Source organism: Lentzea sp. NPDC058450 (assembly GCF_042721395.1).
Taxonomy (GTDB): domain Bacteria; phylum Actinomycetota; class Actinomycetes; order Mycobacteriales; family Pseudonocardiaceae; genus Lentzea.
Genome location: NZ_JBHXLO010000052.1, coordinates 1 through 23342 on the forward strand (window position 1 = coordinate 1; position 23342 = coordinate 23342).

Consider the following 23342-nt stretch of genomic DNA (forward strand, 5'->3'; position numbering starts at 1 on the left):
ACCTCGCACCCAAAGTCAAGCCCCAATCGCCTTGAGCGGTGGAACCGGCTCTGTGGCGGGCATCAGCCCGTTCGGGCTCGCCTTCGGCATCGCGTACCAGGCCTCGTAGGTGGTTGGCCTGCGTTGACGGCTGTCCGGGTGGCACCGCGCGCCTGGCTTGCGTGCGTGGTCGCCTTGCGTTGACGACTGCGGTTGAGGGGGCCCCACACCTCCTGCCCGCGCCTCCCGTCTCTCGTCTCCCGCCCCTCGCGCCCCAACCTCTTCGCGCCTGATGCTCCTGCGCGCGGCGGTGTGCGTGAGGTCACACGATGGGGGAATTTCCCGGTTGTCGGGGAGTGGTCTACGGGGGCTTGCCCGTTTTGCGAGGTCACGCTCTGTGGCGTTATCTGAACGCAACCGCCATTAGGCCAACTGGTGAGTAACCTGCCGCGAACGAACTCGTTGCCCAGGTGTGACGCCGATCGCTGCGGCGTCCTCGGGCGTGTGCGGAGGTGCGGATGGGCGTCGAGGTGGTCGTCGAGGGTTTGACCAAGTCCTTCGGCAAGCAGACCATCTGGCAGGACGTCACGCTCACGATCCCGCCTGGTGAGGTCAGCGTGATGCTCGGGCCGTCCGGTACCGGCAAGAGCGTGTTCCTGAAGTCGTTGGTCGGGTTGCTGAAGCCTGAGCAGGGCAAGATCGTCATCAACGGGACCGATCTCGTGCAGTGCTCCGAGCACAAGTTGTACGAGATTCGGAAGATGTTCGGCGTGCTGTTCCAGGACGGCGCGTTGTTCGGGTCGATGAACCTGTACGACAACATCGCGTTTCCGCTGCGGGAGCACACCCGCAAGACGGAGGCCGAGGTTCGGCGGATCGTCCTCGAGAAGATGGAGATGGTCGGCCTTGTCGGGGCCGAGAAGAAGTTGCCCGGCGAGATCTCCGGCGGCATGCGGAAGCGGGCCGGGCTCGCGCGGGCGTTGGTGCTCGATCCCGAGATCATCCTGTGCGACGAGCCGGACTCCGGGTTGGACCCGGTCAGGACGGCGTACCTGAGTCAGCTGTTGATCGATCTCAACGCGCAGATCGACGCGACCATTCTGATCGTCACGCACAACATCAACATCGCGCGGACCGTGCCGGACAACCTCGGCATGTTGTTCCGGCGCGAGTTGGTCATGTTCGGGCCCCGGGAAGTGCTGTTGACCAGCGACGAGCCCGTGGTGGAGCAGTTCCTGAACGGGCGGCGGCTCGGGCCCATCGGCATGTCCGAGGAGAAGGACACGGCGACGATGGCCGCCGAGCAGGCCCACGCCGATGCCGGGCACTCGGACGGGTCGCCTGAAGGTGACGTGCGCGGGATCGTGCCGCAGTTGGAGCCGACGCCCGGGTTGCCGTATCGCGATGCGGTTCGGCGGCGGAAGGACCGGGTCATGACGATCATCCACCAGCTGCCGCACGAGGCTCAGCAGGGGATCATCGAGAGCCTCACGGCCGAGGAGAAGGTGCGGTACGGCGTGCACGCCGGGGTGCAGGCGCCGAGCCCGTGGCCTCGGCAGGGTGGTGTGCTGTGACCACGCAGGCCTCGTTCCCCGGCGCCGGCGCGCTGCGGGAGACCGGCAAGTTGTGCCAGCTCGGGATCGACGTCGTGCGGACCACGTTCCGGCGGCCGTTCCAGCTGCGCGAGTTCATCCAGCAGAGCTGGTTCATCGTCAGCGTCACGGTGTTGCCGACCGCGCTGGTCAGCATTCCGTTCGGTGCGGTCATCGCGCTGCAGCTCGGGAGTCTGACGCGGCAGATCGGCGCCCAGTCGTTCACGGGTGCGGCCAGCGTGCTCGCGATCATCCAGCAGGCCAGCCCGATCGTGACGGCGTTGCTCATCGCGGGCGCGGGTGGCAGTGCCATCTGCGCGGACCTCGGGTCCAGGAAGATCCGCGAGGAGATCGACGCCATGGAGGTGCTCGGCGTCAGCCCGATCCACCGGCTCGTGGTGCCGCGGGTGCTGGCGGCGATGCTCGTGTCGGTGCTGTTGAACGGCATGGTGAGCGTCGTCGGCGTGATGGGCGGCTACTTCTTCAACGTCGTCATGCAGGACGGCACGCCCGGCGCCTACCTCGCGAGCTTCAGCGCCCTCGCCCAGCTGCCGGACCTGTGGATCAGCGAGCTCAAGGCCCTGATCTTCGGGTTCATCGCGGGCATCGTCGCTGCGTACCGGGGCCTCAACCCCGCCGGTGGACCCAAGGGCGTGGGCGACGCGGTGAACCAGGCCGTGGTCATCACGTTCCTGCTGCTGTTCTTCGTCAACTTCGTCCTCACCACGATCTACCTGCAGGTCGTGCCCGCGAAGGGGAGCTGATGGCGAACAAGGTGCTCTCCACCCTCGACGGGTTCGGCGACCAGCTGTCCTTCTACATCAAGGCGCTGGCCTGGACGCCCCGCGCGCTCAAGAGGTACTCCAAGGAGACGTTGCGGCTGCTGGCCGAGGTCAGCTTCGGAAGCGGAGCGCTCGCGGTCATCGGCGGCACGATCGGCGTGATGGTGGGGCTCAGCGTCTTCACCGGAACCGTGGTCGGCCTCCAGGGCTTCACGGCGCTCAACCAGATCGGCACGTCCGCGTTCGCCGGGTTCGTGTCCGCCTACTTCAACACCCGCGAGATCGCGCCGCTCGTGGCCGGGCTCGCGCTGTCGGCCACGGTCGGGTCGGGGTTCACGGCTCAGCTCGGTGCGATGCGGATCTCCGAGGAGATCGACGCGCTGGAGGTCATGGGCATCCCCAGCCTGCCGTTCCTGGTCACCACGCGGATCATCGCCGGGTTCGTCGCGATCATCCCGCTGTACGTGATCGGCCTGCTGACCAGCTATCTCGCGGCCAGAACGATCACCGTCGAGTTCTACGGCCAGTCGGCGGGCACGTACGACCACTACTTCAACCTGTTCCTACCCCCGATCGACGTGCTCTGGTCGTTCGGCAAGGTCCTGGTCTTCGCGGTCGTGATCATCATGACCCACTGCTACTACGGCTACCGCGCGTCCGGCGGTCCGGCCGGCGTGGGCGTCGCGGTCGGGCGCGCGGTGCGGACCGCGATCGTCACGACGGCGCTGCTCGACTTCTTCCTGAGCCTCGCGATCTGGGGTGCCACTACGACCGTGAGGATCGCCGGATGAGGAAACGCGTGCTGGGCATCGCCTTCCTTCTCGCGATCGCCATGTTCCTGTCGCTCACGGTGGCCCTCTACAAGGACGCCTTCAGCGACTACGTGAAGGTCACGCTCAAGACCGACCACATCGGCAACCAGCTGCAGACCGCGAGCGACGTCAAGGTCCGCGGGCTGATCGTCGGGTCGGTGAAGGCCGTGCGCACCAGCGGTGACGGCGCCGAGCTGGAGCTCGCGCTGCTGCCGGACAAGGTCGAGCAGATCCCGGCCAACGTCAGCGCGCGCCTGCTGCCCAAGACGTTGTTCGGCGAGCGGTACGTCAACCTCGTGCTGCCGCAGCAGAAGCAGGCCGCGATCGCGAACGGCGCGGTCATCGAGCAGGACCGCACCAGCAGCGCGATCGAGCTGGAACGCGTGCTGGACAACCTGATGCCGGTCCTGCAGGCGATCCAGCCGGAGAAGCTCGCGACCACGCTGACGGCGCTCTCCCAGGCACTCGACGGCCGCGGCAAGCCGCTCGGCCAGACCCTGGTGTCGCTCGACTCCTACCTCGGCGAGCTCAACCCGCAGCTGCCCGCGCTGAAGGAGAGCATCTCCAAGCTCGCGGACGTCGCGAACGTCTACTCCGACGCCGCGCCGGACCTGTTGCAGGCGCTCAACGACATGACCACGACCACCAAGACCGTGGTCGACCAGCGGGACAACCTGCTCGCGCTCTACGGGACGATGACCACGACGTCGCAGGACCTCACGTCTTTCGTCACGGTCAACAAGAACAACATCATCGGCCTCGCCGACACCAGCCGTCCGACGCTGGAGCTGCTCGCGAAGTACGCGCCCGAGTACCCGTGCCTGCTCAAGGGTCTCGCGGAGTTCGAACCGGTCATCAGCAAGGCGTTCGGCGCCGGCACCGACAAGCCCGGCCTGCACATCACGCTGGAGATCACCCAGAACCGCGGCAAGTACAAGCCGAACCTCGACGAGCCCGAGTACAAGGACAAGCGCGGCCCGCGCTGCTACGACATCATCCCGCGGCCGGACCCCTTCCCCCAGTACCCGCCGGAGGGCCCGGTGCAGGACGGGTCGAGCTCGCCGCCGCCCGCCCGCGTCGCGAACGACGGCATCCTGCCGCCCGCGACCGCCGGCAACGCGACCTCGCCGTCGTCCGTCCAGAACGCGGCCAACCTCGCCAACTCCCCTGAGGAGGCAAGGCTGATCGCGGCGCTGTTCGGGCCGCGCGTCGGGGTGGAACCGCAGGACATGCCCGGCTGGTCGAGCCTGCTGCTCGGGCCGCTCGTGCGCGGAACGGAGGTGACCGTCAAGTGAAGGGACTGCTCGCCCCGCTGCTCAAGCTGATCGCCTTCGCGGTCGTCACGATCCTCGCGACGTCGCTGCTCGCGGTCACGATCGCCAACGTGAACCTGTCCAGCGCCACGGACTACAAGGCGCAGTTCACCGACGTCACCGCACTCAACGAGGGCGACGACATCCGCATCGCCGGCGTCCGCGTCGGGCAGGTCGACGGCATCAAGGTCGTCGACCGCAAGACCGCCGAGGTCGAGTTCTCGATCGACGGCGACCGCAAGCTGCCCGAGGCCGTCACCGCGACGATCAAGTACCGCAACCTGGTGGGGCAGCGGTACATCGCACTGGAGTCCGGCACCGGCGACACCAAGGCCGTGCTGCCCGAGGGCGGCACTATCCCGTTGGAACGCACCAAGGCCGCGCTCGACCTCACGGTCCTGTTCAACGGCTTCAAGCCGCTCTTCCAGGCCCTGAACCCGGACGACGTGAACAAGCTGTCGTTCGAGATCATCCAGGTGCTCCAGGGCGAGGGCAGCACGATCGACAGCCTGCTCCAGCACACGGCCTCGCTGACCAGCACGCTGGCGAGCAAGGACAAGGTGATCGGCGAGGTCGTCGACAACCTCAACACCGCGCTGGAGACCGTGAACTCGCGCGACGAGGACTTCAACAACCTCGTGATCACGTTGCAGACGCTCGTCTCCGGCCTCGCTCAGGACCGCCAGCCGATCGGCGACGCGATCACCGCGCTGGGCGACCTCACGAACGCCACCTCGGGTCTGCTGGAGCAGGGCCGCGAGCCGTTGAAGAACGACATCGCGCAGCTCGGCATCGTCTCGAAGACGCTGGGAGACAACGAGGTCCTGGTCGACCAGATGCTCCAGCGGCTGCCGAACAAGCTGGAGACGATCACGCGGACCGCGACCTACGGCTCGTGGTTCAACTTCTACCTGTGCGAGGCCAGCGGCAAGGTCGCCGTGCCGCCGGTCATCACGAACCCGATCCCGATCACGGCGTTGCCGGTGACTCAGCAGAGGTGCCGCCGATGAAGACCTCGAACCCCATCCGGACAGGCGCGATCAGCCTGACGTTGATCGCCCTGTTGCTGCTGGCCGCGTTCTACTCCGACGACCTGCCGATCGTCGGCGGCGGCACGAGCTACGCGGCGGACTTCAGCGAGGCCGCCGGGCTGGTGCCGGGCAACGAGGTCCGCGTCGCCGGCGTGAAGGTCGGCAAGGTCACCAAGGTCAAGCTCAACGGTGACCGCGTGCGGGTCACGTTCAAGGTCAAGGACGCCTGGGTGGGCGACCGGACGACCGCGATGATCCGCATCAAGACGTTGCTGGGCCAGAAGTTCGTGGCGCTCGACCCGCAGGGCAGCGCGCCGCTCTCGCCCGGCGACCCGATCCCGAAGGAGCGCACGCTCGCGCCGTACGACGTGAACGAGGCGTTCAACGGGCTCGCGACGACCGTCGGCCAGATCGACACCAAGCAGCTCGCGGACAGCTTCACGGTCCTGTCCGACACCTTCAAGAACTCGCCGGAGCACGTCCGGGGCGCGCTGGACGGGCTGTCCGCGTTGTCGAAGACGATCTCCTCGCGTGACGAGCAGCTGGCGAAGCTGCTGGACAACACGCGGCAGCTGAGCAAGACGCTGGCCGACCGCAACGCCGAGTTCGAGAAGCTGCTGTCGGACGGCAACCTGCTGCTCGGCGAGCTGCGCAAGCGCCGCGAGTCGATCAGCGCGTTGCTGACCGGCACCCGTGACCTCTCGCGTGAGCTGAGCGGACTGGTGACGGACAACCAGAACCAGCTCAAGCCCGCGCTGGAACAGCTCGGCAGGGTCACCACGATCCTCGAGCGCAACCAGGAGAACCTCGACCGCAGCCTCGCGCTGATGGCGCCGTTCTACCGGGTGTTCGCGAACACCCTGGGCAACGGCCGGTGGTTCGACACCTACATCTGCGGCCTGCTGCCCCCCTCGGTGAACCTCGGCGTCGTCGGGTTCAACGAGGAAGGCTGCCTGCCTCCGGGGGTGCAGCGATGACAGACGTGGCGCAGTCCAAGGTCGGCCGGTTCATCGCGATCGCGTGCGTGCTGGCGCTGGTCGTGACGGCCGGTCTCTGGTGGGTCTTCGCGGCCATGAACGGGCGCAAGGTCACCGCGCACTTCGCCGCGGCCGTCGGCGTCTACCCCGGCGGTGACGTGCGGGTGCTGGGCGTGAAGGTCGGCACGATCGACGAGGTCACGCCGGAGGGCAAGACCGTGAAGGTCGTGTTCACCGTCGACCGCGACGTGCGGGTGCCGGAGAACGCGCAGGCCGTCGTGGTCTCGCCGAGCGTCGTCTCCGACCGGTACGTGCAGCTCGCCCCCGCCTACACCGGCGGTCCCGTGCTGGCCGACAACGCCGTGATCCCGCGCGAACGCACCGCGACGCCGGTGGAGCTGGACGAGCTGTACTCGTCGCTGGACAAGCTCACGACGGCGTTGGGGCCCAACGGTGCGAACGCCGACGGGGCGCTGGCGGATCTGCTGAACTCCGCGGCCGCGAACCTCGAAGGCAACGGCCAGGCGCTCAACGACACGTTGAAGAACCTCGGCCAGGCCACCCGGACGTTGTCGGGGTCCAAAGAGGACCTGTTCGCGACCGTCGACAACCTGCAGAAGTTCACCGCGATGCTGGCCGCGAACGACAGCCAGGTGCGCGACTTCAACAAGCAGCTCGCGGACGTGTCGAAGATGCTCGCCGACGAGCGCGGCGACCTCGGGGCGGCGTTGTCCGAGCTGGCGACGGCCCTGGGACTGGTGCAGGGGTTCATCAAGGACAACCGCGAGGTGCTGAAGTCCAACGTGGACAAGCTCGCCTCGATCACGCAGGTGCTGGTGAACCAGCGGGCGGCGCTGGCGGAGACGCTGGACGTGGCGCCGCTGGCGCTGGGCAACCTGCAGAACTCGTACAACGCGGCGTCCGGCACGCTGGACACCCGCGCGAACATCAACGAGCTGAACCAGCCGCCGATCGTGCTGATCTGCAAGCTGATCCAGCAGGCGACGCCGAACAACGTGCCGCCGGTGCTGACGAACACCTGCAAGCAGCTGGAACCGTTGCTGACCGGCGCGATCCCGCTGAAGTCACCGGCCGAGGTGCTCGGTGACCTGAACGCGGGCAAGCTGCCGCTGCCCCTGCCGCTCGCGGGGGTGCCCCAGTGAGGAAGCTGGCGATCGCGTTGACGGCACTGGTTCTCGCGGGCTGCGGGTCCGGTGGCTTCGACGGCGTCTACAACATGCCGCTGCCGGGCGGCGCCGACGTCGGTGATCATCCGTACCGGGTGAAGGCGCAGTTCAAGGACGTTCTGGACCTGGTGCCGCAGGCCGGCGTGAAGGTCAACGACGTGCCGGTCGGGCGGGTCGAGAAGATCGACCTGGGTGCCGACGGCTGGACCGCCGAGGTGACCATGCTGGTCAACGGCGACGTGCAGTTGCCCGCCAACGCGTTCGCCAAGCTGCGCCAGTCCGCGTTGCTGGGCGAGAAGTTCGTGGAGCTCGGGAAGCCGAAGGACGCTGCCGGCAAGTTGGCCGACAACGCGGTGATCCCGTTGGACAAGACGAACCGCAACCCCGAGGTCGAAGAGGTCTTCGGGGCGTTGTCGATGCTGCTCAACGGTGGTGGTGTGGCGCAGCTGCAGAACATCACCAAGGAGCTCAACGCCGCGATGGAGGGCAACGAGACGGAGATCCGTTCGTTGCTGGGCAACCTCAACACGTTCGTGGGGGAGCTCGACAAGCACAAGGCGGAGATCGTCCGCGCGCTGGACTCGCTGAACCGGCTGGCCGGGACGCTGGCGCAGCAGCGCGAGAAGATCGCCGTGGCGCTGACGGACCTGGAGCCGGGCCTGAAGGTGCTGGCGGAGCAGCGGACGCAGCTCGTGACGTTGCTGCAGTCGTTGACCAGGCTGTCGGACGTCGCGACGGACACCGTGAACCGGAGTCGTGACGACATCGTGGCGGACCTGAAGGCGTTGCAGCCGACGCTGACGAAGCTCGCGGAGTCGGGGCAGAACCTGCCGAAGTCGCTCGAGCTGCTGCTGACCTATCCGTTCCCGGACGAGGCGGTCGACGGCATCAAGGGCGACTACACCAACGCGTTCATCGACCTGGACCTGAACCTCGGGACCGTGCTCGACAACCTGTCGCGGTCGCGGCAGTCGCCGATCGACTCGCTGATCCCGTCGCAGGGGACGCCGTTGCCGATGCCGAACATCCCGCTGCCGAACCTGGGGCAGGGGACCGGGTCCGGGCTGGGTGACCTGCTCGGCGGTCTGCTGGGAGGTGTGCGCAAGTGATCCTGCGGTCGACGAAGCTCAAGATCGGCGCGTTCGTGCTGGTCGCGTTGCTGGGCGTGTCGTACGTCAGCGCCACCTACATCGGGCTGTTCAAGTCGTCGTCGACGGTCGTGACGATGCAGCTCGCCGACTCGGGCGGCATCTTCACCAACGCCGAGGTGACCTACCGCGGTGTGACGATCGGGCGGGTCGGGCAGCTGCGGCTGATGGGCGACGGCATCGAGGTGGACCTGGAGCTCGACGCGGACGCGCCACGGGTGCCGTCTTCTCTCGACGCCGTGGTCGCCAACCGGTCGGCGGTGGGCGAGCAGTACGTCGACCTGAGGCCGAAGTCTGACAACGGGCCCTACCTGGAGGCCGGGTCGGTGATTCCGCGGTCCTCGACGCGGACGCCGCCTCCCGTCGACGGGTTGCTGTCCAATTTGGACGCTTTCGCCTCCTCGGTGCCCACGGACTCGTTGCGGACCGTCGTGGACGAGCTGCACACGGCGTTCAGCGGGACCGGTGGCGATCTGCAAGTGCTGATCGACAACACGTCCGCGTTCACGGCGGCCGCGAAGGAGCACCTGCCGGAGACGACGCGGCTGTTGCAGGACGGGCGGATCGTGCTGGCGACGCAGGCCGCGTCCGGTGGTGCGATCCGGTCGTTCAGCGGGGACCTCCGGCTGCTCGCCGAGCAGCTCAAGGCCTCGGACGGCGACCTGCGGCGGTTGATCGTCGCGGTGCCGCCGGCGTCGGAGCAGGTGTCGGCGTTGCTGAAGGAGAGCGGGCCGAACCTCGGGGTGGTGTTCGCGAACCTGCTGACCACCTCGAACATCCTCGTGACCAGGCGGGACGGCTTGGAGCAGATCGCCGTGACGTACCCCATCGCCGTCGGCGGCGGGTTCTCCGTGGCGCCGGGCGACGGGTCCGCGCACTTCGGGCTGGCGTTGAACGTGTTCGACCCGATGCCGTGCACCGTCGGCTACGAGGGGACGACCATCCGGCCGGGTGGCGACACCTCGGCGGCGCCGCTGAACACCCAGGCCTACTGCGCCCTGGCGCGCGGGTCGGCGACGTCGGTGCGAGGCTCGCAGAACGCGCCGTACGGCGGGACGCCGACCACGCCGGTCGGCAACGCCACGACGCAGCCGGGCCAGGAACCCACCGGCCAGGCGGCCGCGCCGGAGGTGCCGCTGCTGACGTCGCTGGGCCAGCTGCTCGGTCTGCCCACGGAGGGGAAGAAGTAGTGCGGGTCTTCACAGCTGTCGCCGCGGTCTTCGCGGTGGTGATGTTCGGGTTCGCCGTGTTCAGCGGTTTCGTCTGGTACTCGGCGTCGAGCTCGTCGGAGTCGTCGTTCGCGACCGAGCGCGACGACGCCCTGCGCTCGGGCCAGGTCGGCATCACGAACTTCCTGACCCTCGACTACAAGAAGGTGGACGAGGACCTCCAGCGCTGGCTGAACTCGTCCACCGGCGACCTGCGCGCGGAGATCGACAAGGACAAGGACTCGCGCAAGAAGCAGCTGGTCGACGCCAAGTCCGTGACCACGTCCAAGGTCCTGGACGCCGCCATCACCGAGCTCGACGACCGCGCGGGCTCCGCCTCCATGATCGCCGTGGTCGAGAGCACCGTGACCCCGGACGGCGGCCAGCAGGTCACCAAGATCAACCGGTACCTGACCAAGCTCACCCGCACGGACGACGGCTGGAAGCTGAGCCAGCTGGGCCCGCTGCGGGCAGGCGTCTGACCCCGGCCAGAGCTGATAGGAATCGAGCGCACGTGCCCCCACCCCGCCGCCGCCCAGTCCCGAGCACGCCGGCAGGAGGCCGCCCGAAGGTGGCCGGCCTGAACCGCCGCCCACCGTCGTCGCCCGATGCCCCGGCCGAGCCCGTCGAGGTCGTCGAGGTCGTCGATCCGGTCGAGGCCGCCGAAGTCGTGACGCCGGACGAGCCCGAGGTGGCCGACGCGCCGGAACCCGCGTCCGAAGAGGCAGAGCTGAAGGCGCCGGAAGCCGTCGAGTGGACGCCCTCGCCTTCGCCCACGTCGAAGAAGAAGCCCGCACCCGCCGCGAAGGCCGAGACCGCCGACGTTGCGGAGGTCGCGGAGCCCAAGACGCCGGCGAAGCTCAACTGGCCGCTCCCGGTGGCCCTGGTCGTGGTGGGCCTGCTCCTGGGCGGCCTGGCGACGTTCTTCCTGGTCAAGTCCCGCTCGGTCAGCTACGACGAGGCCCTGGTCGACTCGGCCGCCACCTCCGAGGTCAACGGCCAGATCCGCGAGGCCGTGGAGAAGTCCTTCTCCTACAACTTCGCCGACGTCGAGTCGACCGAGAAGGCGGCCAAGGAACTCCTCACGGGCAAGGCCCTCTGCCAGTACAACGCCGTCTTCGGCCCGGTGAAGGAGGTGGCCCCCCAGCAGAAGCTGGTGGTCACCGTCCGGGTGGTCTCCTCGGCCGTGTCGTCGTTGAAGGACGGCCACGCCACCGTCCTGGTCTTCGCCGACCAGGTCACCACCCGCACCACCGACAACCAGACGGGCGGCGGCACCGCCATGCTCCGCGTGAGCGCGGTGGACGACAGCGGCCGGTGGAAGATCGACAACATGGAGATGTTCGGCGCCACGGCGGACCAGAACCGCCAGCTCCAGGGCTGCTGACTCCGAACCGCCACCGCCCGGCCCGCGCCGCACCTCGGCGCGGGCTGGGCGTCGTTCGTTTGGACCGGCCCGGTGTTCACCTGCCGGTCACCGTCCCCTAAGATCAACTCCGCTGTGAGGACGTCATAGGAGCCCCAGAAGCACCTGAATCGCGCCCTCCGCCAGCCCCGACACGCGTGATCTCAGTCACACAAATCTTAGTGGCGCTCTGTAAGTTCACTTGAAGCCGCCAACTTCCAACCAAAACGGCCGCACACGTGTTTGTGCTGGTCAAATGGGTGAAGCCGCAAAAAAACCGCTCCATCCAGAGGGTGGATCGGCCCGCAACATCTTGACTGCGCGCTCATGCAGGGTCACTCTGTCGGTGAGCAAGAGGAGGGTCCTTCCAGGTGCCTCTCGACAGTCGCCGTGCGCGTGGCTAGACTGCCCCTTTGCGCTGCCCATTTTCCGCTTGCCCTTCGCCGAGAGCGTGGATTATGCGGGCATCGCCGCACCCTTGACAGCCGTGCTAGTTCGCTCTAGCCAGCTACCTGTCCCTGGAAGGACGCATCTTGGCGATCTCTCGCGCGACCAAGGCCACTGCTGCGACCAACTCCACGTCGGGGATCCCTGGAGCGCCGAAGCGGGTCTCGTTCGCGAAGATTCACGAGCCGCTTTCGACGCCCAACCTGCTTGACCTGCAGATCCAGTCCTTTGAATGGCTCACCGGTGACGAGGCGTGGTTCCAGCGCCGCGTCGACGCCGGCGACGAGACTCCGACGGGCGGCCTCGAAGAGGTCCTCAACGAGATCTCGCCGATCGAGGACTTCTCCGGCTCCATGTCACTGTCCTTCTCCGACCCGCGCTTCGACGAGGTCAAGGCCTCGACCGAAGAGTGCAAGGACAAGGACATGACGTACGCGGCACCGTTGTTCGTCACGGCGGAGTTCACCAACCACACCACTGGCGAGATCAAGAGCCAGACGGTGTTCATGGGTGACTTCCCGATGATGACGAACAAGGGCACGTTCATCATCAACGGCACTGAGCGCGTGGTGGTCTCTCAGCTCGTGCGTTCGCCCGGTGTGTACTACGACACCGCGGTCGACAAGACGACCGACAAGGACGTCTTCAGCGTCAAGATCATCCCGTCCCGGGGTGCTTGGCTGGAGTTCGACGTCGACAAGCGCGACACCGTCGGTGTCCGCATCGACCGGAAGCGTCGCCAGCCGGTGACGGTGCTGTTGAAGGCTCTGGGCTGGAGCACGGAGCAGATTCGCGAGCGGTTCGCGTTCAGCGAGACGTTGCTGACCACGCTCGAGAAGGACCACACCGCAGGCACCGACGAGGCGCTGCTCGACATCTACCGCAAGCTGCGTCCGGGCGAGCCGCCGACGAAGGAGTCGGCGCAGGCCCTGCTGGAGAACCTGTTCTTCAAGGACAAGCGCTACGACCTGGCGAAGGTTGGCCGTTACAAGGTCAACAAGAAGCTGGGCCTGGACACCGAGATCAACACGGGTGTCCTGACCGAGGACGACATCGTCACGACGATCGAGTACCTCGTTCGCCTGCACGCGGGCGAGACCATGATGGACGCCGCCGCCGGTGGTGACGTGCCCGTCGAGGTCGACGACATCGACCACTTCGGCAACCGTCGTCTCCGCACGGTCGGCGAGCTGATCCAGAACCAGATCCGCGTCGGTCTGTCCCGCATGGAGCGCGTCGTCCGCGAGCGCATGACCACGCAGGACGTCGAGGCCATCACGCCGCAGACCCTGATCAACATCCGTCCCGTCGTGGCGGCGATCAAGGAGTTCTTCGGCACCTCGCAGCTCTCGCAGTTCATGGACCAGACCAACCCGCTCGCGGGTCTGACCCACAAGCGCCGCCTGTCGGCACTGGGTCCGGGCGGTCTGTCCCGTGAGCGCGCCGGCATGGAGGTCCGCGACGTCCACCCGTCGCACTACGGCCGCATGTGCCCGATCGAGACGCCGGAAGGCCCGAACATCGGTCTGATCGGTTCGCTCTCGAGCTACGCGCGGGTCAACCCGTTCGGCTTCATCGAGACGCCGTACCGCAAGGTCACCGACGGCCGGGTCACCGACCAGATCGACTACCTGACCGCGGACGAGGAAGACCGCTACGTCAAGGCGCAGGCGAACTCGCCGACCGACGACGAGGGCAACTTCACCGACGACCGCGTCCTGGTCCGCAAGAAGGGCGGCGAGGTCGAGTTCATCGACCCGACCGACGTCGACTACATGGACGTCTCGCCGCGCCAGATGGTGTCGGCCGCGACGGCCATGATCCCGTTCCTCGAGCACGACGACGCGAACCGCGCCCTGATGGGTGCGAACATGCAGCGTCAGGCCGTGCCGCTGCTCCGCTCCGAGTCGCCGCTCGTCGGCACCGGCATGGAGCTGCGCGCCGCGGTGGACGCCGGTGACGTCGTCGTCGCGAAGAAGACGGGTGTCGTCGAGGAGGTCTCCGCCGACTACATCACCGTCATGGCCGACGACGGTGCGCGCAACACCTACGCGCTGCACAAGTTCCGTCGCTCGAACCAGGGCACCTGCATCAACCAGAAGCCCATCGTGAACGAGGGCGACCGGGTGCAGGAGGGCCAGGTCCTGGCCGACGGGCCGTGCACCGAGAACGGTGAGATGGCGCTCGGCAAGAACCTGCTCGTGGCGATCATGCCGTGGGAAGGCCACAACTACGAGGACGCGATCATCCTGTCGCAGCGCCTCGTGCAGGACGACGTTCTCACCTCGATCCACATCGAGGAGCACGAGATCGACGCCCGCGACACGAAGCTCGGCGCCGAGGAGATCACCCGGGACATCCCGAACGTCTCCGAGGAGGTCCTGGCCGACCTGGACGAGCGCGGCATCATCCGCATCGGTGCCGAGGTCCAGCCGGGCGACATCCTCGTCGGCAAGGTCACGCCCAAGGGCGAGACCGAGCTGACGCCCGAGGAGCGCCTGCTCCGCGCGATCTTCGGTGAGAAGGCGCGCGAGGTCCGCGACACCTCGCTCAAGGTGCCGCACGGTGAGTACGGCAAGGTCATCGGCATCCGCGTCTTCAGCCGTGAGGACGACGACGAGCTGCCTCCGGGCGTCAACGAGCTCGTCCGCGTCTACGTGGCCCAGAAGCGCAAGATCCAGGACGGTGACAAGCTCGCCGGCCGCCACGGCAACAAGGGCGTCATCGGCAAGATCCTCCCCGCGGAGGACATGCCGTTCCTCGAGGACGGCACGCCGGTCGACATCATCCTGAACACCCACGGTGTGCCGCGTCGTATGAACATCGGCCAGGTGCTGGAGACCCACCTCGGGTGGATCGCCAAGCAGGGCTGGAGCGTCAACGGCGACCCGGACTGGGCGAAGAACCTGCCGGAAGAGCTGTACGACGTCGACCCCGGCACCAAGACCGCCACCCCGGTGTTCGACGGTGCGAAGGAAGAAGAGATCACGGGCCTGCTGGGCTCCACCATCCCGAACCGCGACGGCGAGCGGATGGTCAAGGAGAACGGCAAGGCGCAGCTCTTCGACGGTCGCTCCGGCGAGCCGTACCCGTTCCCGGTGTCGGTCGGCTACATGTACATCCTGAAGCTGCTGCACCTGGTGGACGACAAGATCCACGCGCGTTCGACCGGCCCGTACTCGATGATCACGCAGCAGCCGCTGGGTGGTAAGGCGCAGTTCGGTGGTCAGCGCTTCGGTGAGATGGAGTGCTGGGCGATGCAGGCGTACGGCGCCGCATACACCCTGCAGGAGCTGCTCACCATCAAGTCCGACGACGTGCTCGGCCGCGTGAAGGTCTACGAGGCCATCGTCAAGGGCGAGAACATCCCGGAACCCGGTATCCCGGAGTCCTTCAAGGTGCTGCTCAAGGAGCTGCAGTCGCTCTGCCTCAACGTCGAGGTCCTGTCTTCGGACGGTGCCGCGATCGAGATGCGCGACGGCGACGACGAGGACCTGGAGCGCGCGGCCGCGAACCTCGGCATCAACCTGTCGAGGTCCGAGTCGCCCTCCGTGGACGACGTCGTCAACTAGTCACCTCGCCGGTCGGGGGAGGGCAATGCCTCCCGCGTCGCCCTCCTCCGGCCCTCCGACCAGCTCCTTTGCCACCGATCTAAAAAGGGGAAGAGAGTAGACGTGCTCGACGTCAACTTCTTCGATGAGCTCCGCATCGGTCTCGCGACCGCGGACGACATCCGCCAGTGGTCTTTTGGCGAGGTCAAGAAGCCCGAGACCATCAACTACCGCACGCTCAAGCCTGAGAAGGACGGCTTGTTCTGCGAGAAGATCTTCGGTCCCACCAGGGACTGGGAGTGCTACTGCGGCAAGTACAAGCGCGTGCGCTTCAAGGGCATCATCTGTGAGCGCTGTGGCGTCGAGGTGACCCGTGCGAAGGTGCGTCGTGAGCGCATGGGCCACATCGAGCTCGCCGCTCCGGTCACGCACATCTGGTACTTCAAGGGCGTCCCCAGCCGGTTGGGCTACCTGCTCGACCTGGCCCCCAAGGACCTCGAGAAGATCATCTACTTCGCCGCCTACGTCATCGTGGGCGTGAACGCCGAGCTGCGCCACAACGACCTGCCGACGCTCGAGAGCGAGATGCAGGTCGAGCGCAAGCGCGTCGAGAACCGTCGCGACGCCGACGTGGAGGCCCGCGCCCAGAAGCTCGAGGCCGACCTGGCCGAGCTCGAGGCCGAGGGCGCCAAGTCCGACGTGCGCCGCAAGGTCAAGGAGGGTGGCGAACGTGAGATGCGCCAGCTCCGCGACCGCGCCCAGCGCGAGCTGGACCGCCTCGACGAGATCTGGTCCACGTTCACCAAGCTCGAGCGCGCTCAGCTGATCGCGGACGAGCTGCTCTACCGCGAGCTGTACGACCGCTACGGCGACTACTTCACCGGTGCCATGGGCGCGGAGGCCATCCAGAAGCTCCTGGGTGACTACGACGTCGACGCCGAGTCCGAGATCCTGCGCGAGACGATCCGCAGCGGCAAGGGCCAGAAGAAGCTCCGCGCGCTCAAGCGCCTCAAGGTCGTTGCCGCCTTCCAGGCGACCCGCAACAACCCGCAGGGCATGGTCCTGGACTGCGTCCCGGTCATCCCGCCGGACCTGCGCCCGATGGTGCAGCTCGACGGTGGCCGTTTCGCGACGTCCGACCTGAACGACCTGTACCGCCGCGTGATCAACCGCAACAACCGCCTCAAGCGACTGATCGACCTCGGCGCGCCCGAGATCATCGTCAACAACGAGAAGCGGATGCTGCAGGAGGCCGTCGACGCGCTGTTCGACAACGGTCGCCGCGGTCGTCCGGTCACCGGTCCCGGTAACCGCCCGCTGAAGTCGCTGTCCGACCTGCTGAAGGGCAAGCAGGGCCGGTTCCGCCAGAACCTGCTCGGCAAGCGCGTCGACTACTCCGGCCGTTCGGTCATCGTGGTCGGCCCGCAGCTCAAGCTGCACCAGTGCGGTCTGCCCAAGCAGATGGCCCTGGAGCTCTTCAAGCCGTTCGTGATGAAGCGGCTCGTGGACCTCAACCACGCGCAGAACATCAAGTCCGCCAAGCGGATGGTCGAGCGTGCGCGCCCGGCCGTGTGGGACGTGCTGGAAGAGGTCATCACCGAGCACCCGGTGCTGCTGAACCGCGCACCCACGCTGCACCGCCTCGGCATCCAGGCCTTCGAGCCCCAGCTGGTCGAGGGCAAGGCCATCCAGCTGCACCCGCTGGTCTGTGAAGCGTTCAACGCCGACTTCGACGGTGACCAGATGGCAGTCCACCTGCCGCTGTCCGCCGAGGCGCAGGCCGAGGCCCGCGTCCTGATGCTGTCGTCGAACAACATCCTGTCCCCGGCGTCCGGCAAGCCGCTGGCCATGCCGCGTCTGGACATGGTGACGGGTCTGTACCACCTGACCCGCCACAAGAAGGACGACATCGGCGAGGGCCACTTCTACTCGTCGCCGGCCGAGGCGCTCATGGCGTTCGACCGCAAGGTCCTGGGCCTGCAGGCGATGGTGAAGATCCGCGTCTCCGACAAGAACCCGCCGAAGGGCCAGGAGCCCGAGGGCTGGGAGCCCGGTCAGCCGTGGCTCGCGGAGACGACGCTGGGTCGCGTGCTGTTCAACGAGATCCTGCCGCAGGACTACGCCTTCATCAACGAGGTCATGCCCAAGAAGCGGCAGGCCGTGATCATCAACGACCTGGCCGAGCGCTACCCGATGGTCACCGTCGCCCGGACGCTGGACAAGCTGAAGGACGCCGGTTTCCACTGGGCCACCCGCTCCGGTGTCACGGTCGCGATCTCGGACGTCCTCGTCCCGGCGGCGAAGCAGGACATCCTCGAGGAGCACGAGCGCCTCGCGGACGCCGTCGAGAAGCGCTACCAGCGCGGTCAGCTCTCCCACGAGGAGCGCAACTCCGAGCTGGTCAAGGTGTGGACGAAGGCCACCGAGCAGGTCCACGAGATCATGGAAGACAACTTCCCCGAGGACAACTCGATCCGCGTGATCGTGCAGTCCGGCGCTGCGGGCAACATGACGCAGGTCCGTTCGCTCGCGGGTATGCGTGGTCTGGTGACCAACCCGAAGGGTGAGTACATCCCGCGCCCGATCAAGAACTCGTTCCGCGAGGGCTTGTCGGTGCTCGAGTACTTCATCGCGACGCACGGTGCTCGTAAGGGTCTGGCCGACACGGCGCTCCGTACCGCCGACTCGGGCTACCTGACCCGTCGTCTGGTGGACGTCTCGCAGGACGTCATCATCCGCGAGGTCGACTGCGGCACCACCCGTGGTGTGCAGATGACCGTCGGCGAGCAGCTGGGCGACAAGGTCGGCCTGCACGAGTTCGCGCAGACGTCGGTCTACGCCCGCACGGTCGCGGACGACATCACGGACGCCCAGGGCAACCTGGTCCTGAACCGCGGCGACGACCTCGGCGACCCGGCACTCGTGTCGCTGGTCGAGGCCGGCATCGTCCGCGTCAAGGTCCGCTCCGTGCTGACCTGTGAGTCCGCGGTCGGTGTGTGCGCGTCCTGCTACGGCCGCTCCATGGCCACCGGCCAGCTGGTCGACGTCGGCGAGGCCGTCGGCATCGTCGCCGCCCAGTCGATCGGTGAGCCCGGCACGCAGCTGACGATGCGTACGTTCCACCAGGGTGGTGTGGCCGGTGACGACATCACGACCGGTCTGCCGCGTGTCCAGGAGCTCTTCGAGGCCCGCGTCCCGAAGGGCAAGGCGCCGATCGCCGACGTCGACGGCCGCGTGCGCATCGAGGACGGCGACCGCTTCTGGAAGATCACGCTGATCCCGGACGACGGTTCCGAGGAGATCGTGTTCGAGAAGCTGTCCAAGCGTCAGCGTCTCGCCAACACGGCCACCGGCCCGCTGCAGGACGGCGACCACGTGTCCGTCGGCCAGCAGCTGCTGGAAGGTACTCCTGACCCGCACGAGGTTCTGCGCGTCATGGGCCCGCGCGAGGCGCAGCTGCACCTCGTGCAGGAAGTCCAGAAGGTGTACCGCGCCCAGGGTGTGGCCATCCACGACAAGCACATCGAGGTCATCGTCCGGCAGATGCTCCGCCGGGTGACGATCATCGACTCCGGCGCGACCGAGTTCCTGCCGGGTTCGCTGGTCGAGCGTGCCGACTTCGAGTCGGGCAACCGCGCGGTCGTCGCCGAGGGTGGCGAGCCGGCTGCCGGTCGTCCGGTGCTGATGGGTATCACGAAGGCCTCGCTGGCGACGGACTCGTGGCTGTCCGCCGCGTCGTTCCAGGAGACCACTCGTGTGCTGACCGACGCCGCCATCAACGGGCGTTCGGACAAGCTCATCGGTCTGAAGGAGAACGTCATCATCGGTAAGTTGATCCCGGCTGGTACGGGCATCAACCGCTACCGCAACATCCAGGTCCAGCCGACCGAGGAGGCGCGTGCCGCTGCGTACGCGATCCCCTCGTACGACGACGGGTACTACACCCCGGACGTCTTCGGCACGGGCACTGGTGCCGCGGTGCCGCTGGACGACTACGACTTCGGTCGCGACTACCGCTAGTCACGGTTGTCATTGGAACGGCCCCCGGAGCCTCCCGCTCCGGGGGCCGTTCCCGTTTGTCGGCGGTAGGTGAGCCTGCGCAGCCGGCGACCCCGCTGAGGTCGTGCAGCACGTAGAGGCGACCGCCGTGCCGATGAACGCGATGGCGCGCAAGGCTTTCCGGTGCCGTGCGGTATCCGGAGCCGGCGGAAACGGTGTGGGACAAGGTGTTCGACCGAGGTCGCCGCGATCGTGGACCAGGCGCTGCTGCCCGCGCTGGGGCTCTACCGGTGGGCGATGCCGTCGAGGCGGAGCGTCGTCGACTCGTCCCGGTGGGTGCCGCTCGTGCCCACGTGCTTCTCGCTGATCTGCGGGCCGTTCTTGAGCACGTGGTAGAGCGCCATGCCGTGGCCGCGGCCCAGGTCGTAGTCGGCCTTCAGCCAGTCCAGGAACACGCCGGCCTTCGTGCTGCCGTCGTAGCCGCGTTCGGTGGCGGCGGCCAGCAGTTCGGCCGGGGTCTTGCCGGTCTTCTTCTCCGCGCCGTCGAGGTAGGCCTGGAAGGACATCGTGGGCTCCTTGTTCGTTGGTGGCTGAAGCGTAGGACAACCATCCCTGTCTTGACAAGAAAATTTGTCGGTGAAACCCGGTTGCGGGTGCCTGGTTCCCTGAAGGGCATGCGTGACCTGCGGTGGAGTGACGTCGGCGAGTGGTTCGACCCGGACGACGGGGCGTTGCACGACGGGTGTGTCGTCGGAGCCGTGCCCGGCGCGTGGCGGGCGGTGGCCGATCTCGTGACGGCCCGCGGCTGGTCCGTCCAGCGCGGCGAGCTGTCGATGCTCGTGTCGCCCGCCGAGGGGTTCTTCGTGAACTTCTTCGAGGTCGGCGACGAGGTCGTCTTCGACGTTCACGTGGGGGAGTTGCAGGGGCAGGAGCGGTTGGACCTGCTGTCGGCGTTCCTGCGCGAACTCGGCCAGGCGTTCGGGAAGCCGGTGGCGTTGACGTTCGAGGGTCTTGACCCCGCCGAGGAACCGTACCTGCACTTCGACCCGGCGATCGACGGGTTCGTGCTGGACCGGGGCTAGCGGCGGCGGGCTCGCGCCAGGGCCCGGGCCCGGATCACCAGGTCGTCCACCAGGTGTTCGTCCACCAGGGGAGGGACGCCGGACTCGTCGGTGCAGCAGCGGGGCTTGGTGCGCTTCTCCGACAGGCGGGGGCGTACTCCGGCCATCTCGTACAGGGCTTCGTAGAGGTCCAGGCCCGGGTCGTCGTCGTGCGGGCCCACCAGGAGCACCCACACGACTTCGGGGGAGGGGAAGGCGACCACGACGCGGTCAGGGCCGCGGAGGTGCTTCACGCACAGGCGCGGCAACGGCTCGGGTCCGGTGACCCGGTAGCCGAGGGCCGCGCAGCCGGAGTGGGCCAGTTCGTCCAGGAAGCGTTCGTAGGCCACGCGGGCTCTGCCGCGCAGGCCGCCTGCCTGGGCGTGGGCTGTGGGGGTTTCGACTACTTCGATCAAACCGAGCGGACCACGCGTCCCTTGCCGCTGCGCATCTCGTCGAGGGAGGTCGCGAGGTCTTGGCGGTCCAGCAGGGACTGGTCGCTCAGGCGGCGGTGGACTTCGTCGATCAGGCCGCGGGTCTTGCCGGCGCGGCGGAGGTCGGAGACCAGGTGGAGGACCTCGTGCAGGCGCACGGTGTCGAGGAGCATCCTGGGTTCCTGGCTGTGGATGGCGAGCACGCCTTCGCGGGCCCAGGCCTTCACGGTCTTCTCGGTGAGGTCGAGGAGCTCGCCTGCCACCACGGGGCGTACCGGCGGGGCCTGGCGGAGTGTTTTGGCCACCACGCCGTCGAGGCGTGCGCGGCGTTCGTCGTCTTCCGACAGGGATGACGCGACGGCTTCCAGCTCTTCGATCGTGTCGAAGAGGTCGCGGATGTGGGCGGCCTCGGTCGCGACAGACATGGCTACTCCTCCCGTTGACTACCGATTATCCACTACTTTTTCGGTAGTCGTCAACGGCCCCGGAGCAGGGATCCGGGGCCGTCGCGCGCGATCAGGAAGAGAAGAAGAGCCCACCGAGACCGCGGTGCTTGCGGTGGCCGTAGCCGTAACCGCCGTGGCCGCCGTGGTGGTGGTGGATCTGCTGCGGCTGCGCGCCCCAGGCGGGCTGGGCCGGTGCCGGGTAGGCGGCGGGCGGCGGCGCGGCCACGGGCGGCGGGGCCTGCATCTGGGCCTCGAGGCGGGTGATCGACTCGAGCTCGCCGTAGTCGAGGAAGACCCCGCGGCAGCCGTCGCACTGCTCGATGTGGACGCCCATGCGGTCGAACGTGCGCATGTTCGCATGACACTTGGGACACTGCATCGTGATGAGCCTCCTGCGGTGGGACCGGACAAATACGATATTAGCCGCGGTGGTCGGTGCCATGCGTCGTGACGATCCGACGGCAAGCCTCGATCAGCGGTTCCACAGCTTGCAGACCGCTCACCAGAGCTCGCGCTGCCATCTGCACAACGTACGCCTGAGCGGGAATGTTGAGGACATCCCATTCGGATGTCGTCAGCGCCACACCGCCCGTTTCACGGTAGGCGCCCAGGAACCGCGCCCAAAGATCACCCGGAAGGATTCCCGCGGCGAACAAAGCCGCAGGTCGGGCCAGGTCCCAGACCGGATCGCCGACTCCCAGATCGTCCACGTCGATGAGCCGCCACGACCCCGTGTGCACGAGCTGTCCGAGGTGCCAATCGCCGTGGATCAACGCACGGCCGTTCAAGTCCAACGACGGCAAGACTTCATACGCGCGCAGTACGACATCGGCGTGCGGCAAGTCCGGCGGCAACGCCCGAATTGCGCGCACAATCCGTTCTGGTGCGCCGGCCACCGGCCCCTGCACCGGCAACGCGTGCAGCTTCGCCAGCAGCGCCGCGCTCTCCTCCCACGGCGCCCCGTCGGGGTCGTCCTGGCTCACCGGCGTCCCGTACGGCCACACCGTCACGGGCCGGTCGTCCACGAAGTGCAACCCCAGCGGCGGCACGAACAGCTCGGGGTGCGCCCCCGCGGTCTCCAGCCGTTGCCGCAACGCCACGACGTCGGTGTCGGCGGGCAGCGCCTTGGCCACCACGTCGCCGACGCGCACCACCACGACGTCGCCGCGGTCGCCGCCGAGCACCTCCGGGGCGGCCGCGGAGCCGGTCAACGAGGCCATCGCCGCGATCAGGTCGTCCACGCGCACAGTGAATCACTGAGGCGCGGGCGGCTCGCGCGACGCGTCGGTGCCGGCTGGGCGGCTCAGCCGGCGATGCAGATCGTCCTCACCGGCTGCGAGTAGGTGCGAGCGTCGTCACCGTCGCACAGCGCGCGGTCCGCCTGGCCGTCGACGACCTTGGTGACCTTGCGCACGCCGGCCCCGCACGCCGCCCGCTCGAAGTACTGGTTCACCGGCTTCAGGCAGTCGCCCTCCGACACGTTGAGGACGTAGCAGAGCCGAGTCTTGCCGTTGGTCCGCGAACGGCCGGACGACTCCGTCAGGTAGTCGCCCTCCGGGCACATCGTGCGCCGCTCACGGGACGAAACCCGGTACACAGCCTCAGAAGACGAACAGTCCACTTCGGTCATCGCGACCTCGGAGCTGTTCACGTCGACCTGCTTCGCGCACTCGCCGACGCCGGCCTGCACCGAACAACCGGCGCACCCGGACAGCGCGAGGACGACGGCGGCGACCAGAGTGGTGGCTCTCACAGCGTCTCCTGGAAAGACGGGACAGGCTTGGTGGTGCGGAGCTGCGAGGTGCGTTCTCCGTCACCCGAGTACCGTGGACAACGGGCTTCATGTCTATCGCACGGCGCCGGGGCGGCACCCCCGTTTTGACCCAGGTAGACGTGGGCGGGTATCTTTGCTACTCGTGCCCGACCCATGT

At 67.6% G+C, this 23342-nt stretch carries 20 protein-coding genes; 14 read left to right on the top strand and 6 right to left on the bottom strand.

Features of this window, described 5'->3' with window-relative positions:
* Window positions 1–497 precede the first annotated feature (497 nt).
* The 13 genes from ACFWNN_RS43735 (at window position 498) to ACFWNN_RS43795 (ending at window position 19452) form a co-directional block, all read left to right on the top strand.
* Complete coding sequence (locus ACFWNN_RS43735; protein ID WP_382445893.1) at window positions 498–1553, top strand: ABC transporter ATP-binding protein; 1056 nt, start codon at window positions 498–500, stop codon at window positions 1551–1553.
* The gene (locus tag ACFWNN_RS43740; RefSeq protein WP_229694202.1) at window positions 1550–2335 is read left to right on the top strand and encodes an ABC transporter permease; all 786 of its coding nucleotides are present in this window, start codon (window positions 1550–1552) and stop codon (window positions 2333–2335) included. Before ACFWNN_RS43735 ends, ACFWNN_RS43740 begins: the two co-directional genes overlap by 4 nt.
* Window positions 2335–3144 carry an ABC transporter permease gene (locus tag ACFWNN_RS43745; protein ID WP_090065886.1) on the top strand — a complete coding sequence of 270 codons (810 nt, stop codon included), beginning with the start codon at window positions 2335–2337 and terminating at the stop codon, window positions 3142–3144. The genes ACFWNN_RS43740 and ACFWNN_RS43745 overlap by 1 nt, the downstream gene beginning before the upstream one ends.
* Entirely contained in the window at window positions 3141–4460 is a 1320-nt protein-coding gene (locus tag ACFWNN_RS43750; RefSeq protein ID WP_382445894.1) for an MCE family protein, read from the top strand. The genes ACFWNN_RS43745 and ACFWNN_RS43750 overlap by 4 nt, the downstream gene beginning before the upstream one ends.
* A complete protein-coding gene (locus tag ACFWNN_RS43755) occupies window positions 4457–5488 on the top strand; it encodes an MCE family protein (RefSeq protein WP_382445895.1) in 1032 nt (343 codons plus the stop codon). Before ACFWNN_RS43750 ends, ACFWNN_RS43755 begins: the two co-directional genes overlap by 4 nt.
* Window positions 5485–6486 carry an MCE family protein gene (locus ACFWNN_RS43760; protein ID WP_382445896.1) on the top strand — a complete coding sequence of 334 codons (1002 nt, stop codon included), beginning with the start codon at window positions 5485–5487 and terminating at the stop codon, window positions 6484–6486. Before ACFWNN_RS43755 ends, ACFWNN_RS43760 begins: the two co-directional genes overlap by 4 nt.
* Entirely contained in the window at window positions 6483–7649 is a 1167-nt protein-coding gene (locus ACFWNN_RS43765; protein ID WP_382445897.1) for an MCE family protein, read from the top strand. Before ACFWNN_RS43760 ends, ACFWNN_RS43765 begins: the two co-directional genes overlap by 4 nt.
* Window positions 7646–8782: an MCE family protein gene (locus ACFWNN_RS43770; RefSeq protein ID WP_382445898.1), complete on the top strand. Its 1137-nt coding sequence runs from the start codon at window positions 7646–7648 to the stop codon at window positions 8780–8782. The genes ACFWNN_RS43765 and ACFWNN_RS43770 overlap by 4 nt, the downstream gene beginning before the upstream one ends.
* Window positions 8779–10011 (top strand): MCE family protein, encoded by a 1233-nt coding sequence (locus ACFWNN_RS43775; RefSeq protein ID WP_382445899.1) that lies wholly within the window; start codon window positions 8779–8781, stop codon window positions 10009–10011. The genes ACFWNN_RS43770 and ACFWNN_RS43775 overlap by 4 nt, the downstream gene beginning before the upstream one ends.
* Window positions 10011–10511 carry a hypothetical protein gene (locus ACFWNN_RS43780; RefSeq protein ID WP_382445900.1) on the top strand — a complete coding sequence of 167 codons (501 nt, stop codon included), beginning with the start codon at window positions 10011–10013 and terminating at the stop codon, window positions 10509–10511. The genes ACFWNN_RS43775 and ACFWNN_RS43780 overlap by 1 nt, the downstream gene beginning before the upstream one ends.
* An 89-nt stretch (window positions 10512–10600) precedes the next feature.
* A complete protein-coding gene (locus tag ACFWNN_RS43785; RefSeq protein ID WP_382445901.1) occupies window positions 10601–11416 on the top strand; it encodes a hypothetical protein in 816 nt (271 codons plus the stop codon).
* Between the two features lie 551 nt (window positions 11417–11967).
* The gene (locus ACFWNN_RS43790) at window positions 11968–15453 is read left to right on the top strand and encodes a DNA-directed RNA polymerase subunit beta (RefSeq protein ID WP_382445902.1); all 3486 of its coding nucleotides are present in this window, start codon (window positions 11968–11970) and stop codon (window positions 15451–15453) included.
* A gap of 102 nt (window positions 15454–15555) precedes the next feature.
* Window positions 15556–19452: a DNA-directed RNA polymerase subunit beta' gene (locus ACFWNN_RS43795; protein WP_382445903.1), complete on the top strand. Its 3897-nt coding sequence runs from the start codon at window positions 15556–15558 to the stop codon at window positions 19450–19452.
* A gap of 263 nt (window positions 19453–19715) precedes the next feature.
* Here the strand turns inward: ACFWNN_RS43795 and ACFWNN_RS43800 are convergent, their stop codons facing one another.
* Window positions 19716–19997: a DUF4287 domain-containing protein gene (locus ACFWNN_RS43800; RefSeq protein WP_382445904.1), complete on the bottom strand. Its 282-nt coding sequence runs from the start codon at window positions 19995–19997 to the stop codon at window positions 19716–19718.
* A 108-nt stretch (window positions 19998–20105) separates the two neighbouring features.
* Here ACFWNN_RS43800 and ACFWNN_RS43805 point away from each other — a divergent pair, with 108 nt between their 5' ends.
* The gene (locus tag ACFWNN_RS43805; RefSeq protein ID WP_382445905.1) at window positions 20106–20513 is read left to right on the top strand and encodes a hypothetical protein; all 408 of its coding nucleotides are present in this window, start codon (window positions 20106–20108) and stop codon (window positions 20511–20513) included.
* Here ACFWNN_RS43805 and ACFWNN_RS43810 read toward each other — a convergent pair.
* From ACFWNN_RS43810 to ACFWNN_RS43830, 5 genes are all read right to left on the bottom strand, one after another.
* Complete coding sequence (locus ACFWNN_RS43810) at window positions 20510–20947, bottom strand: hypothetical protein (RefSeq protein WP_382445906.1); 438 nt, start codon at window positions 20945–20947, stop codon at window positions 20510–20512. The genes ACFWNN_RS43805 and ACFWNN_RS43810 overlap by 4 nt on opposite strands.
* The gene (locus tag ACFWNN_RS43815) at window positions 20944–21390 is read right to left on the bottom strand and encodes a hypothetical protein (protein ID WP_382445907.1); all 447 of its coding nucleotides are present in this window, start codon (window positions 21388–21390) and stop codon (window positions 20944–20946) included. The genes ACFWNN_RS43810 and ACFWNN_RS43815 overlap by 4 nt, the downstream gene beginning before the upstream one ends.
* A 91-nt stretch (window positions 21391–21481) precedes the next feature.
* On the bottom strand, window positions 21482–21853 hold the full coding sequence (locus ACFWNN_RS43820; RefSeq protein ID WP_382445908.1) for a zf-TFIIB domain-containing protein: 372 nt from the start codon (window positions 21851–21853) through the stop codon (window positions 21482–21484).
* Complete coding sequence (locus tag ACFWNN_RS43825) at window positions 21831–22652, bottom strand: phosphotransferase family protein (RefSeq protein WP_382445909.1); 822 nt, start codon at window positions 22650–22652, stop codon at window positions 21831–21833. The genes ACFWNN_RS43820 and ACFWNN_RS43825 overlap by 23 nt, the downstream gene beginning before the upstream one ends.
* A gap of 62 nt (window positions 22653–22714) precedes the next feature.
* On the bottom strand, window positions 22715–23164 hold the full coding sequence (locus tag ACFWNN_RS43830) for a hypothetical protein (protein WP_382445910.1): 450 nt from the start codon (window positions 23162–23164) through the stop codon (window positions 22715–22717).
* Window positions 23165–23342 lie beyond the last annotated feature (178 nt).

Excerpts from the sequence above, each read along its gene's own strand:
- ACFWNN_RS43805 (WP_382445905.1), top strand. The coding sequence starts at position 20,106 with ATGCGTGACCTGCGGTGGAGTGACGTCGGCGAGTGGTTCGACCCGGAC.
- ACFWNN_RS43750 (WP_382445894.1), top strand. The coding sequence starts at position 3,141 with ATGAGGAAACGCGTGCTGGGCATCGCCTTCCTTCTCGCGATCGCCATG.
- ACFWNN_RS43745 (WP_090065886.1), top strand. The coding sequence starts at position 2,335 with ATGGCGAACAAGGTGCTCTCCACCCTCGACGGGTTCGGCGACCAGCTG.
- ACFWNN_RS43800 (WP_382445904.1), bottom strand. The coding sequence starts at position 19,997 with ATGTCCTTCCAGGCCTACCTCGACGGCGCGGAGAAGAAGACCGGCAAG.
- ACFWNN_RS43820 (WP_382445908.1), bottom strand. The coding sequence starts at position 21,853 with ATGGCACCGACCACCGCGGCTAATATCGTATTTGTCCGGTCCCACCGC.
- ACFWNN_RS43735 (WP_382445893.1), top strand. The coding sequence starts at position 498 with ATGGGCGTCGAGGTGGTCGTCGAGGGTTTGACCAAGTCCTTCGGCAAG.
- ACFWNN_RS43760 (WP_382445896.1), top strand. The coding sequence starts at position 5,485 with ATGAAGACCTCGAACCCCATCCGGACAGGCGCGATCAGCCTGACGTTG.
- ACFWNN_RS43815 (WP_382445907.1), bottom strand. The coding sequence starts at position 21,390 with ATGTCTGTCGCGACCGAGGCCGCCCACATCCGCGACCTCTTCGACACG.
- ACFWNN_RS43765 (WP_382445897.1), top strand. The coding sequence starts at position 6,483 with ATGACAGACGTGGCGCAGTCCAAGGTCGGCCGGTTCATCGCGATCGCG.